The 13,398-nt window shown below is 73.2% G+C and carries 10 protein-coding genes; 7 read left to right on the top strand and 3 right to left on the bottom strand.

Features of this window, described 5'->3' with window-relative positions; translation table 11 throughout:
• Positions 1-192 precede the first annotated feature (192 nt).
• On the top strand, positions 193-2,793 hold the full coding sequence (locus IAG43_RS28985; protein WP_425508625.1) for a glycoside hydrolase family 9 protein: 2,601 nt from the start codon (positions 193-195) through the stop codon (positions 2,791-2,793).
• Between the two features lie 500 nt (positions 2,794-3,293).
• Positions 3,294-4,511, top strand: coding sequence for an IS110 family RNA-guided transposase (locus IAG43_RS28980; protein WP_187739771.1), 1,218 nt, complete (start codon positions 3,294-3,296; stop codon positions 4,509-4,511).
• Positions 4,512-4,653: 142 nt separating this feature from the next.
• Here the strand turns inward: IAG43_RS28980 and IAG43_RS28975 are convergent, their stop codons facing one another.
• Positions 4,654-5,880 (bottom strand): PP2C family protein-serine/threonine phosphatase, encoded by a 1,227-nt coding sequence (locus tag IAG43_RS28975; RefSeq protein WP_246574607.1) that lies wholly within the window; start codon positions 5,878-5,880, stop codon positions 4,654-4,656.
• On the bottom strand, positions 5,877-7,511 hold the full coding sequence (locus IAG43_RS28970) for a sensor histidine kinase (RefSeq protein ID WP_246574606.1): 1,635 nt from the start codon (positions 7,509-7,511) through the stop codon (positions 5,877-5,879). Before IAG43_RS28970 ends, IAG43_RS28975 begins: the two co-directional genes overlap by 4 nt.
• 318 nt (positions 7,512-7,829) lie before the next feature.
• Between IAG43_RS28970 and IAG43_RS28965 the strand changes: the two genes are divergently transcribed.
• Positions 7,830-8,255 carry a response regulator gene (locus IAG43_RS28965; RefSeq protein ID WP_187743619.1) on the top strand — a complete coding sequence of 142 codons (426 nt, stop codon included), beginning with the start codon at positions 7,830-7,832 and terminating at the stop codon, positions 8,253-8,255.
• 124 nt (positions 8,256-8,379) lie between these two features.
• Here IAG43_RS28965 and IAG43_RS28960 read toward each other — a convergent pair whose 3' ends face one another.
• The gene (locus tag IAG43_RS28960; RefSeq protein WP_187743618.1) at positions 8,380-9,090 is read right to left on the bottom strand and encodes an aspartate/glutamate racemase family protein; all 711 of its coding nucleotides are present in this window, start codon (positions 9,088-9,090) and stop codon (positions 8,380-8,382) included.
• Between the two features lie 183 nt (positions 9,091-9,273).
• Here IAG43_RS28960 and IAG43_RS28955 point away from each other — a divergent pair, with 183 nt between their 5' ends.
• The 4 genes from IAG43_RS28955 to IAG43_RS28940 all read left to right on the top strand — a co-directional run bounded on the left by IAG43_RS28955 (position 9,274) and on the right by IAG43_RS28940 (position 13,396).
• Positions 9,274-10,035: a class I SAM-dependent methyltransferase gene (locus tag IAG43_RS28955; RefSeq protein ID WP_187743617.1), complete on the top strand. Its 762-nt coding sequence runs from the start codon at positions 9,274-9,276 to the stop codon at positions 10,033-10,035.
• 248 nt (positions 10,036-10,283) lie between these two features.
• Positions 10,284-11,141, top strand: coding sequence for an alpha/beta fold hydrolase (locus tag IAG43_RS28950; protein WP_187743616.1), 858 nt, complete (start codon positions 10,284-10,286; stop codon positions 11,139-11,141).
• A gap of 99 nt (positions 11,142-11,240) precedes the next feature.
• Positions 11,241-11,663 carry a DUF6003 family protein gene (locus tag IAG43_RS28945; RefSeq protein ID WP_187743615.1) on the top strand — a complete coding sequence of 141 codons (423 nt, stop codon included), beginning with the start codon at positions 11,241-11,243 and terminating at the stop codon, positions 11,661-11,663.
• Positions 11,664-12,370: 707 nt separating this feature from the next.
• A complete protein-coding gene (locus IAG43_RS28940; RefSeq protein WP_187743614.1) occupies positions 12,371-13,396 on the top strand; it encodes a hypothetical protein in 1,026 nt (341 codons plus the stop codon).
• Positions 13,397-13,398: the final 2 nt, after the last annotated feature.

Raw genomic sequence — 13,398 nt, 5'->3', positions numbered from 1 at the left:
TCCCCCCGAACGGCACGCGGATCAACGGGAGACCTTGACGAGCAGGGTTGACATGCCCCCTCCAGGCGTCCACAGTGCGACAGGCTCCGAACATGGGAGCGCTCCCATACCTGTCCGTAACCACGTGAGGACTCAGACGTGAGCCATCGGCCCCGCTCACCCCAGCCTGCCCGTCGTCGCAGAAGCCGTCTCGTGGGCACCGCGGCCCTGGGCGTCCTGATCGCCGGCCTCGTCACGGCCCCGGCCGAAAGCGCCGAGGTCCCGGACACCCGTGCCGCCGCCGACGGCGTCGAACAGATCGTCAACGGCGACTTCTCCGCCGGCACCGCCCCCTGGTGGTGGACGGCGAACAGCCCGGCCGCCGTCACCGACGGCCGGCTGTGCTCCGACATTCCCGCAGGCACCGCGAACCCGTGGGACGCCATCATCGGGCAGGACGGGATCGACCTGCTGGCCGGCGAGGGCTACGTGCTGAGCTTCACCGCGCACGCCACCGTCCCCGTCGCGATCCGCACCGCCGTGCAGATGGCCGTGGAGCCCTACACCGCCGAGCACCTCTCGACCGACCTGATCACCACCGAACCGCAGACCTTCACCCACACCTTCACCGCGAAGGCCGACAACGACGCCGCCCAGCTCGGCTTCCAGACCGGCGGCCACGAGCAGGCGTTCACCCTCTGCCTGGACGACGTCTCCCTCACGGGCGGCACCGCGGCCCCGCCCTACGAGCCGGACACCGGCTCACCGGTCCGGGTCAACCAGGTGGGCTACCTGACCGAAGGGCCCAAGAGCGGCACGTTCGTCACCGAGGCCGCGGAGCCCCTGACCTGGACCCTGAACACCCCCGCCGGCACCGCGGTGGCCACCGGCACCACCAGCGTGTTCGGCCAGGACCCGACCTCGCGCCAGCACGTCCACACCTTCGACTTCGGCGAGTTCACCGAGGCCGGCCAGGACTACACCGTCACCATCGCCGGCGAGACGAGCGAGCCGTTCGCCATCGGCGACGACCTGTACGCAAAGCTGCGCACGGACGCGCTGGCGTACTTCTACCACAACCGCAGCGGCATCGAGATCGACGCCGATCTGGTCGGCGAGGAGTACGCCCGGCCCGCCGGACACCTCGACGCGGCCCCCAACCAGGGCGACGCCGACGTGCCGTGCCAGCCCGGTGTCTGCGACTACCGGCTTGACGTGCGCGGCGGCTGGTACGACGCCGGGGACCACGGCAAGTACGTCGTCAACGGCGGTATCTCGGCCGCCCAGGTGATGGCCGCATACGAGCGCACCCTGACCGCCGAGAACGCCGACGGCGCACCGCTGGGCGACGGGCGGCTGCGGGTGCCCGAGCGGGGCAACGGCACCCCGGACATCTTGGACGAAGCCGCCTGGCAGCTCGACTTCCTGATGAAGATGCAGGTCCCCGCCGGTGAGGAACTGGCGGGCATGGCACACCACAAGATCCACGACGCGGAGTGGACGGGGCTGCCGCTGCTGCCGCACCAGGACCCGGAGAAGCGGGAGCTCCACCCGCCGTCCACCGCGGCCACCCTCAACCTGGCCGCGACCGGCGCCCAGTGCGCCCGCCTGTTCCGGCCGTACGACGCGGCCTTCGCCGACCGCTGCCTGACCTCGGCCACCCGCGCCTGGCAGGCCGCCCTGTCCCACCCGGAGGTCTACGCCGACGCCGGCGACAACGTCGGCGGCGGCGCCTACGACGACGCCGACGTGCGCGACGAGTTCTACTGGGCCGCGGCCGAACTCTTCGTCACCACCGGCCAGGACGCATACCGCACGCACCTGCTGGACTCCCCGCTGCACGGGGACGCGGACGAGGTCTTCCCGCGCGGCGGCATCTGGTGGGGCGGCACCGCGGGGCTCGGTGCGCTGTCGCTGGCCACCGTGGACAACGGCCTGACGACCGCCGAACTGGCCGCGGTGCGCTCCATGGTGACCACCGGCGCCGACCGCTACGCGGCGGACGCGCGGGCCGCCGCCTACGGCGTGCCCTACGCCCCGGAGGACGGCCGCTACGTGTGGGGTTCCAACAGCGGAGTGCTCAACAACATGGTGGTGCTCGGGGTCGCCCACGACCTGACCGGGGACACGGAGTACCGGGACGCCCTGCTGGGCGGCCTGGACTACCTGCTGGGCCGCAACCCGCTCAACCAGTCGTACGTCACCGGTCACGGCGAGCGCGACTCACGCAACCAGCACCACCGGCACTGGGCCCACCAGCTCGACCCGAGCCTGCCCAACCCGGCGCCCGGTTCGGTCGCGGGCGGCCCCAACGCCGACATCCAGGACCCGGTCGCCCAGGACAAGCTCCAGGGCTGCGCTCCGGCGATGTGCTACATCGACGACATCGGCTCCTGGGCCACCAACGAGGTGACCGTCAACTGGAACGCCCCGCTCGCCTGGGTGGCCTCCTACGTGGACGATCTCGGCGGCTCCGGCACCACCGATCCCGACCCGGCCACCTGCGAGGTCGACTACGCCTCCGACCGCTGGAACGGGGGCTTCACCAGCCGTGTGACGGTCACCAACACGGGCACCGAGGCGATCAGTCCGTGGAAGCTGACCTGGTCGTTCGCCGACGACCAGCGGGTCACCCACCACTGGGGCAGCCGGATCGTCCAGACCGGGCGGGAGGTCACCGCCCACCCGGCCTCGTGGAACGGCACCATCGCGCCGGGCGGCTCGGTGTCCTTCGGCTTCAACGGCACCTCGGGCGGCGGGGCGGCCGACCCCACCGCCTTCGCGCTCGACGACGCGCCCTGCACCACCGGCTGACCGTGCGCCACCGCCTCGCACTCCGTGCTGCGGGGCGGGCCCGGCCGGAGGCCGCCGCGGGTGCCGCGGCGGCCTCCGGCCCGAAGCGCACCCGCAGACTCTGCTGCTGCTCCTCGAGTTCCCTGCGCAGCTCGGCGTACTCCGCCGGAGAGTCCCGGTGCCGGGTTCGAAGATGGCTGCCCGGGGTCAGGTCGACGGTGTCGGAGATCTCCGAGCGCGCACGGATCCGGACCCCCCCGTTATGTTTTCTGCGGCTCCGCAATGGGGCCGCTGGCCTTCGGGTCCGGCATGACTGTTGCCCCCTGTCGAAGGCATGACCTGGGGGGTGGTGTCACCGGGTCCGGGGGTGTTCGTCGGAGACGCTGATCAGAGGTCCGGCCGCCGTCCGGTCCGGCGCAATGCCGGACAGTTCGCGGGCGGCAGGTCTGCATAACGTGGATGCGCGAGCACGACACCCGAGCCGAGGCCTGCACCGCCAACACCCCCTGGGAAGGGGCACGATGTTCGAGATCGAAGACGTGGGCGTGTTCCTGGGCCTGGACGTCGGCAAGAGTGCCCACCACGGTCATGGGCTCACCCCGGGTGGGAAGAAGGTCTTCGATAAACCGCTGCCCAACAGCGAGCCGAAGCTGCGGGCCGTGCTCGACAAGCTGAACGAGAAGTTCGGCACCGTCCTGGTGGTCGTGGACCAGCCCGCCTCCATCGGCGCCCTGCCGCTGACCGTCGCCCGCGACGCCGGCTGCCAGGTCGCCTACCTGCCCGGACTCGCGATGCGCCGGATCGCCGACCTCTACCCCGGCGAGGCCAAGACCGACGCCAAGGACGCCGCCGTCATCGCGGACGCGGCCCGCACCATGCCGCACACCCTGCGCTCGCTGGAACTGACCGACGAGATCACCGCCGAGCTCACCGTGCTCGTCGGCTTCGACCAGGACCTCGCCGCCGAGGCCACCCGCACCTCCAACCGAATACGCGGCCTGCTCACCCAGTTCCACCCCAGCCTGGAACGCGTCCTGGGCCCTCGCCTGGACCACCAGGCCGTCACCTGGCTGCTGGAGCGCCACGGATCCCCGGCCGCCCTGCGCAAGGCAGGCCGCCGCAGACTCGTGGACCTGATCCGCCCCAAGGCCCCGCGCATGGCCACCCGGCTGATCGACGATGTCTTCAACGCGCTCGACGAGCAGACCGTCGTCGTTCCCGGGACCGGCACCCTCGACATCGTCATCCCCTCCCTGGCCGCCTCGCTCGCCGCTGTCCACACCCAGCGCCGGGCGATGGAAGCCCAGATCAACGCCTTGCTGGACGCTCACCCTCTTTCCCCGGTCCTGACGTCGATGCCCGGCGTCGGCGTCAGGACCGCCGCCGTCCTGCTGGTCACCGTCGGCGACGGCACCAGCTTCCCCACCGCCGCCCACCTCGCCTCCTACGCCGGCCTCGCCCCCACCACGAAGCAGTCCGGGACCTCGATCCACGGCGAACACGCACCCCGAGGCGGAAACCGCCAGCTCAAACGGGCGATGTTCCTGTCCGCCTTCGCCTGCATGAACGCCGACCCGGCCTCCCGCGCCTACTACGACAAGCAACGCGCCCGCGGCAAGACCCACACCCAGGCCCTCCTCCGCCTCGCCCGCCAACGCATCAGCGTCCTGTTCGCCATGCTCCGCGACGGCACTTTCTACGAATCCCGGACACCGACGGACGTCGAGCTCGCCGCATAGCCCCCAAGCCCGAACCACCCGAAACCCGACAGAGATGCCTTGACGAAAGACATAGAGGCACCCCCCCGCCCGACGGGGACCGTGCAACGAGGTCTCGCGGCATGACGGCGGCCGGGCCCGCTCCGCCGGCGGCCCCGGCCGGTCAGCCCGTGCCGGGGGCGGTCTGCTGCGACGCCCGGGACTCCGGCTGGGCCGGGACGAGGGCGGTGTCCCAGTCGAGGCGGAGGATCGCGAGGTCGTCGGTGTGACGGTCCGCGTTGAGCCTGCGCACGTCCGCGATGAGCCGGTCGAGCAGGCTGTCGGGGTCGGCGGCGGGCGCGGCGTTCAGCAGGCGCAGCAGCCCGTCGGCGCCGAGCCGGGTGCCGTCGGTGTCGGTGTGGCCCTCGACGAGACCGTCGGTGTAGACGGTGAGCGCGCCCCGCGGGGGCAGCGGCACGGTGGTGGGCGGCCAGTGCTCGACGCCGGGGGCGATGCCGAGGGCGATGCCGTGCTCCGCGGCGAGTTCGGTCGTGGTCCCGTCGCCGGTCAGCAGGGGCTCGTGGTGACCCGCCAGGTGCAGGGTGACCGTGCGGGCGCGCAGGTCGAGGGTGAGCAGGGTGCAGGTGGTGAACATGTCGTTGCGGCCGCGTTCGGCGATCAGCATCTGCTCCAGCAGCCGCAGCAGCCCGGTGCCGCGATGCCCGCCGAGGACCAGGGCCCGCCAGGCGATGCGCAGGCAGACGCCGAGTGCGGCCGCGTCGGGGCCGTGGCCGCTGACGTCCCCGACGACCGCGTGCACCAGGTGGTCGCCGGTCTCGACGACGTCGAGGAAGTCGCCGCCGAGCAGGGCTCTCTCGCGGCCGGGGAAGTAGCGGGTGGTGGCGGTGGCGGTCGTGGCGCCGAGCATGAGGGGCGGCAGCAGTCCGCGTTCCAGGCGGGCGTTCTCCTGGGCGCGCAGTTCACCGGCCTGGAGGGCGGCCTTGGCGCGTTCCGCCTGCTTTCGCTGGACGGCGTAGCGGACGACCCGCTGGAGCAGTTCGGGGTCGACCTTGCCCTTGACCAGGTAGTCCTGTGCTCCGAAGGCGAGCGCCTCGACACCGGCGTGGGTCTCGGAGAGACCGGTGAGGACGACGACGGCCGTGTCCGCGGACGCCTCCTGGACGGCGCCGACCAGGCCGACACCCGAGCCGTCGGGCAGATGGAGGTCCAGCAGGACGCAGGACGCGGGCCGTTCGGCGAGCGCGGTGCGGGCCGCCGCGAGGGTCTTGTGCCAGACGAGGGTGTGCGACAGTCCGGTGTCGACGAGGAGTTCCTCCACGAGGAGGGCGTCACCGGCGTCGTCCTCGACGAGGAGGATGTCGTAGTGCTGCTCGGCAGCGGGCGCGCTCACGGGGTCTCTTCCCCGGTGGCGCCGGGCGCGGCCGGGCTGTGCACGGGGAGGGTGAAGGTGAAGCGGCTGCCGGGGCGGTGGCCCGGGTCGAGGGCGATGGCGCCCCCGTGGAACTCGACCACCTTCTTGCACATGGCCAGTCCGATGCCGTTGCCCGGGTAGGCGTCCTTGGTGTGCAGGCGCTGGAAGATGACGAAGATCTTGTCGGCGAAGTCCGGGTCGATGCCGATGCCGTTGTCGCTGACGGCCAGCCGCCACCACTCGCCGTCGCGTTCGGCCTCGATGCGGATGCGGGGCGGGGTGTCGGGGCTGCGGAACTTGATCGCGTTGGAGACGAGGTTCTGGAGCAGCATGCCGAGCTGGGTGCGGTCGCCGACGACGGTGGGGAGGGGGTCCCGGGTGATCTCGGCGCCGGTCTCCTCGACGACGACGCTCAGCGATTCGAGGACCGAGGCGGCGACGGCGTCGAGGTCGACGGTGTTCTGCTGGTTGTGGACCCGGCCGACGCGCGAGAAGTCGAGCAGGTCGTTGATGAGGGTCTGCATGCGGTTCGCGCCGTCGACGGCGAAGCCGATGTACTGGTCGGCCCGGTCGTCGAGCTGTCCTCCGTAGCGCCGCTGGAGGAGCTGGGTGAAGCTCGACACCTTGCGCAGCGGCTCCTGGAGGTCGTGCGAGGCGACGTAGGCGAACTGCTCCAGTTCGGCGTTGGAGCGCTGGAGGTCCGCGGTCTGCTCGTCCAGCAGGCGGCGGGCGGCCTCGGCGGCGTGGAGCTCTTCGACGAGCCTGCGGCGCATCGCCTCCACGTCGGCGCCCAGCGCCCGCAGGTCGGCGGGCCCCGCGGTGTCGACCGGCTGGTCGAAGCGGCCTCCGGCGACCGTCCGCGACTGGGCGCTCAGCCGGGCGAGCGGTTCGGTGATGCCCCGCCGCACGCCCTCGAAGGCGAGGAGGGCGAGCAGGACGACGAGGACGGCGATGGCCCCGAGGACCGTGTTGCGCAGCAGGGCCGCCCGGTCGAGGGCGTCGCGCGCGTCGGCGCGGACGTCCTGGAGGTGCTCCTGGAGGGTGTCGCCCGCGTCGCGCACGGTGTCGAAGAGCCGTTTGCCCTCGGCGGAGTTCGCCGAAGCCGTCTCGGGCACCGGGGACTCGGCGACGGGGCGGGCGAAGCGCTGCTGCCAGGCACCGGCCGCGGACTCGACGGCGGCGAGGTCGGCCAGCGCCCGCGAGTCGCCGCGGACCAGGGTGTGCAGGCGCCGGGTGGCGGCCTCCTCGTCGGCGAGGCCCTGCGCCCAGGGGGTGAGGAACTCCTCCTGGCCCGCGATGCCGTAGCCGCGGACGCCGGTCTCCTGGTTGAGGAGCGCCGTCTCCAGGCGCTTCGCCTCGATCAGCGCGGGCGAGTGCACGTCCGTCAGCCGGGTGGTGATGTCCGAGGTGCGTGACAGACTCCACACGCCGAGCGAGAGCAGTCCGAGGAGGACGGCGAGGGCGGCGGAGACGCCGGCGACGAGCCACTGCCGGGTCGTCCAGCGGCCCACACCGCGTGCCCGTGGCGCCCGTGCGCCGCCCGGCCCCCCTGCCGGGGGCGCGGCACCGCCGCTGTCCGCGGGTCCCCCGCTGACCGTGCTGTCCGACATGACCGCCCCTCCCCTTGCGCCGCCTCTTCGGGATGGGCAGGCGGCCAACTGTAACCCCACGGCAACTGTCGTTGTCGGGCGAGGAGGGGACCCCTTAGGGTGGGCGCATGCTGACATCCGCCCGCCCGCCCCGGTCCGCCTCCAGCGGGTGACCACGCCCTCACGCGGCGCGGCGGCCCCGACGGCCCGCCGCGCAGGGCGGGCGGCCGCCCCCAGGCGCCGCGCACCCCGCCCCCGGCCGACGCGCACGACCGCCGTATCCTCTTCGAGCCGCTGCCGCGACAGGCACGGCGCCGAGCGAATCCGGAGCACACAGTGATGACTGCAGCACCCCCCTACGACGTGCTCCTGGTCGAGGACGACGTCGCCGACGCCATGCTCATCGAGGACGCCCTCAATGCCCACGGCACACGGAACCTGACGAAGGTCGAGGACGGCGTCGCGGCGCTGGAGTACCTGCGCTCCGCGTCCAACCCGCGCCCCGACCTGATCGTGCTCGACCTGAACATGCCCCGGATGAACGGCCGGGAGCTGCTGGCCATCGTCAAGGCGGACGAGAACCTGCGCTCGATCCCGGTCGTGGTGCTGACCACGTCCGCCGCGCCGGACGACGTGACGGACGCGTACCACCACTACGCGAACGCCTATGTGACCAAGCCGGTGAACCTGGACGAGTTCGAGCGCGCCGTGCAGAGCATCGACGCGTTCTACCTGGACACGATCACCAAGCCGCCGCGGTCGTAGTCCGCGGGCAGCCGCCGCTCGCGGCGGCCACCTCTCCTGAGCGGGCCGGGGCCCCACGCGACGACGCGTGGGGCCCCGGCCCGCTCAGGGCGCGGGAGGCGCTGGCCCCGCCCGCTGCCCCCGCTCAGGGCGCGGGAGCAGTGGGCGGGGCCAGCGCCGCCTCGACGGCGGCGAGGGCGTGGATGCGGGCCGTCGGGAAGAGCGGCACGGGGCTGTCCCCCGGGCCGACGAGGAGCTCGATCTCCGTGCACCCGAGGACGACGCCCTGGGCCCCGTCGGCGACGAGGTCGGCGATGACCTCCCGGTACCGGTGACGGGACTCCTCCCGCACGACACCGAGGCACAGCTCGTCGTAGACGACGCGGTGCACGAGCTCCCTGCCCTCCTCGCCGGGCACGCGCACCTCCAGACCGGCGGCCTCCAGGCGCGCGCGGTAGAAGTCCTGCTCCATGGTGAAACGGGTGCCGAGCAGTCCCACCCGGCGCAGGCCCGCGGCGTGCACGGCGTCCGCCGTCGCGTCGGCGAGGTGGAGCAGGGGGACCGACACCGCGGATTCGATCCGGCCGGCGACCTTGTGCATCGTGTTGGTGCACAGCAGCAGCAGATCGGCGCCGGCGCTCTCCAGGGAGCGCGCGGCCCCGGCGAGGATCTCGCCGGCCTCCTCCCAGCGGCCCTCGGCCTGGAGCGGTTCGATCTCCGCGAAGTCGACCGAGTGCAGCACGCACTTCGCCGAGTGCAGCCCGCCGAGCCGTTCGCGGGTGAACTCGTTGAGGAGCCGGTAGTACGCGGCGGTCGACTCCCAGCTCATGCCGCCGATGAGCCCGATCGTCCTCATCGCGACCCCCTTCCGTCACCGGACGATGATGCAGGACCCCGACACCCAAAGCAATGCAGGATTCACACGCCGACGCCATAAGTGATTCTTATGGTGCCGGTGGCCTCCTCCGCTGCCACCGGCGCCCGGCGCACCGGCGTAATCCGGTCGCCCTCCCGCCGCCGCTCCTGCGAGGCTCGGTCCATGGGACGTACGTTTGAGGATCTTGTGGCGGAGGCGGCCGAGGCCCCCGTGGACGGCTGGGACTTCTCCTGGCTCGACGGCCGGGCCAGCGAGGAGCGGCCCTCCTGGGGGTACCAGCGGGCCATGGGCGAGCGGATGGCCCGGGCGACGGCCGCGCTGGACATCCAGACCGGGGGCGGAGAGGTGCTGGCCGGCGTGCCGGCGCTGCCGCCGCTGACCGCTGCCACCGAGTCCTGGCCCCCCAACGTCGCCAAGGCCACCGCACTCCTGCACCCGCGCGGTGCGGTGGTCGTCGCCGACCGGGACGAGCCGCCCCTGCCGTTCGCCGACGGGGCGTTCGACCTCGTGGTGAGCCGGCATCCGGTCACCGTGCACTGGGAGGAGATCGCCCGCGTGCTCCGGCCCGGCGGCACCTACTTCTCCCAGCAGGTCGGTCCGGCCAGCGTCTTCGAGCTGGTGGAGTACTTCCTCGGCCCCCAGCCGGAGGAGGTGCGCCGCGGGCGCCACCCCGACGACGCCCGCGACGCCGCCGAGGCCGCCGGGCTGGAGGTCACCGATCTGCGCTCGGAGTCGCTGCGCACCGAGTTCTTCGACATCGGCGCGGTGGTGTACTTCCTGCGCAAGGTGATCTGGATGGTGCCCGGTTTCACCGTCGGCCGCCACGAGGAGCGGCTGCGCCGGCTGCACGAGGACATCGAGCGCGACGGTCCGTTCGTCGCGCACACCGCGCGGTTCCTGATCGAGGCCCGCAGACCGTCGTGAGTGCGCCGCGTCATCGAGGCCCGCGGACCGTCGTGAGTCCGCCACCATCGACACCCGCGGACCGTCAGGAGTGCGCCACCGTCGACACCCGCGGACCGTCATGAGTCCGCCACCGCCGACAGGCCCCGCCCGAGGGCCGGTTGCGCCGATGATCTTCCGCTGCGTACTGTCCGGAGGTCGGACAGGAGCGGACCGCCCTCGGCTCCGGCGCACGGCCCGGACGGTGGAGGGCAGAGAGTGAGCAGCAGATGCAGCCGACCTTCGTCCTGGTGCACGGGGCCTTCGCGAACTCGTTCTCCTTCGCGCCACTCCAGGCGGAACTCGGTCTCCTCGGACACCGTTCGGTCGCCGTCGACCTGCCCGGTCACGGGTTCGGGGCCACGTACTCCTCCGCCTACCAGGCGCCGCAGGACCCCGAGGGTTTCGCCACGTCGCCCGGTGCGCTGAGGGACGTCACCCTCGCGGACAACGCGGCGCACCTGATCGGCGTCCTCGAACGGGCCAAGCAGAACGGGCCGGTGATCCTCGTGGCCCACAGCCGCGGGGGCATCACGGCGACCGCCGCCGCCAACGCGCGCCCGGACCTCGTGGACCGTCTCGTCTACGTCGCGGCCTGGTGCCCGGTCGACCTGGAGGTCGGCGACTACTACGCGGAGCCGGAGATGGAGTCCGTCGACGCGGGGTCCCTGATGCGGGCGATGGCCGGCAACCCGGCCGAACTCGGTCTGCTGCGGGTCAACTTCCGCACCGCGGACCCGGGCGCGATCGCCGCGTTCAAGGCGGCGTTCCTCGCCGACGGCACGGACGACGAGTTCCTGACCTTCCTCAACACCTTCCAGCCCGACGAGAACCTGGACGTCGGCACCTCCGCCGACCGGGCGCAGGCGGAGACGTGGGGCAGCGTCCCGCGGACGTACGTACGCCTGGCGGACGACGCGAGCATGCCGCCCGCCCTCCAGAACCGCCTGATCCGCGAGGGCGACGCCCTGACGCCGGAGAACCCGTACGACGTGCGCACCCTGCCCGGAAGCCACCTCAAGTGGCTGGTCGACGCGGCGCCCGCGGCCCGCCTGCTGGCCGACCTCACGGCGCTCGCCCCCCGGTGACCGGCCGCGCGCTCCACCGCGCCGAATCGGTGCGGTGGAGCGCGCGTTCCGGGGTAGACGCAGTGCGACCGCTGACGCATCGCCCGCGAGGAGCCCGCCATGACCGACGACGCCTACCTGTTTCTGGTGGACAGCACCGAGGTGACCCTCGGGGTGCAGCCGACCGGCGTCGGCGGCCTGGCCTGCATGGACACCCCCGCGGTGCGCGCATGGCTCGACGCGCAGGGGGTGGACGCGACGTCCCCGCTGCTGCGCATCCTGCCGCCGGAGGAGACGGCGGCCGTCCCGGAGGGCGCCGAGCGCCTGCCGGTGCCGCTCGCCGAGGAGGAACTGGGGCGGGTGCGCGGGCAGTCCGCGCTGCTGGCTGCCACCGACGTCGAGAAGGAGCTGCTGGCCTACCGCTCCCTGACGGACGGCCGGGAGGGCCTGCTCCAGCGCGCCCTGTCCGCGGGCGTGCCCGCGCACCGCGTCGCCGAGCTCTCCGGTGAGGACCTGGCGGCCGTGAAGGCCGCCGCCGGCTGACGGGGAGCCTTCCGCACACGGACGGACCCCCGCACGGCGATGGGCTGCCACCGGTACCGGTGGCAGCCCATCGCCGTGCCGGGCCGGGCCCCGGAACACCGGGCCGGTAACCGGACAGATCAACCGAACGTCACACGATCCACACACGCACCGGCGATCGGGCGGCGTTCACCGGGCACGCGAACAGCATCACCCCGCCGAAGCCACCGGGAGACCCGGATGATAGCCGTCGCCCTGCTCGTGCCGCCCCTGCTCCTCGGGCTCGTCATGCTGCTCGACCGCTACGAGGACTACATGCGCGCCTCCACCCCGTCCCCGCAGCCCGCCCGCGAGTAGGCCCGGCGGCACGACGACGACGCGGCTCGGCGCCGGGGCACCACCCCGCAGCGCGGTGCGACAGGGGTACGCCCCGCCCGCACCACGCCGACGGGAGTCCCGGCGCCGAGCCGCGTCGTCGTGCCGTGCCACGTCATGCCGTGTCGGGTCGCGGAGCCTCGGCGTGCGCGGTGCGGACGCGGAGCGGATCTCCGGTGGCAGCCGGGCCGGAGGCGGGAGGTGCCACCGCGTTCCGGCAGCCGCGCAGAACGTGCGAACCCACACCGACGACGTTTTCCGACACCGGTGGCCGGAACACCGACTCCTCGGCGTACTCTGCCTCGTTACAGTCACAACACCCCTTGTCGGACTCAGCACTACGGGAGCAGACAGTGACCGGTAACGACAGCATCATCTCCACCACCGCCCAGCTGGAGGCGGAACTGCCGCAGCTCGAAGCCCTGCAGCACTCGCTCCAGCAGGAACTGGCGCAGGTCACGGCACGGTTGGAGTCCGTACGCGGCGCACTCGCCGCCCTCGGCGCCCTGGCCGCCGCACCACTCCCCCGCCCCCGTGCGGAACCCACCGCGGACGCGGCAGCCGCGGCCGTCACACCGACGGAGGCGGCCGAGCCCGCCGCGGAGACCGTCGCCCCGGCGGCCGGGGAGGCAGCAGCCCCCGCGGCGGCCGAACCGGCCCGGCAGGCGGAGCCCGTCACGCCCGAGGAGCCCGCGGCAGCCGCCGAGCCCGTCGCGGAGAAGGCCGGGAAGCCCGCCGTCCCGGCCCAGGCGAAGAAGTCCGGCCGTGCCACCGCGTCCGGCACCGCCAAGGCGACCCGGCCCGCCCGGAAGACCAAGGCCGCCACCGGGGCGCGGCAGACCGCGGCGAAGGCCGCCCGCACGGCGGCGTCCACCACGTCCGCGGCCTCCGCGAAGGCGGCCAGGGCGACGAAGGCCCCCGCGCAGGCGCAGGCCGTGCCCGCAGAGGCGGGCGCGGCAGCGACGGCGGAGACGCCGGCGAAGGCGGAGGCGCCGGCGAAGACCAGCGCGGCGCCCAAGGCCGCCGCGGAGGCCAAGGCGGCCGGGGCGGGCAAGGCGCCCGCGGCGGCGAAGACGGGCAAGGCCGTCAAGGCCGTCAAGACCGTCAAGACGGTCAAGGCCACGGCGGGGGCGGGGGCGGCCGGCAAGGACGCCGGTGACAACGCCGCCAAGGACGGATCGGGACTCACCGAGCAAGTCCTCGCCGTGCTCGCGGGCCGGGCGGACACCGCGCTGCGGGCCCGCGACGTCACCGAGGCCCTCGGCCGGGCGACCACGGCGGGCGGAATCAACACGGTGCGCAGCACTCTCGACCGGCTCGTCGCGACCTCCCGGGCCGCGCGCGCCGGGCGCGGTCTGTACCAGGCGCCGGCCAACTGACG

Source organism: Streptomyces genisteinicus, assembly GCF_014489615.1.
Taxonomy (GTDB): domain Bacteria; phylum Actinomycetota; class Actinomycetes; order Streptomycetales; family Streptomycetaceae; genus Streptomyces; species Streptomyces genisteinicus.
Note: the sequence above shows the minus strand (reverse complement) of the source record. Positions and strands in the feature narration are given on the sequence as shown.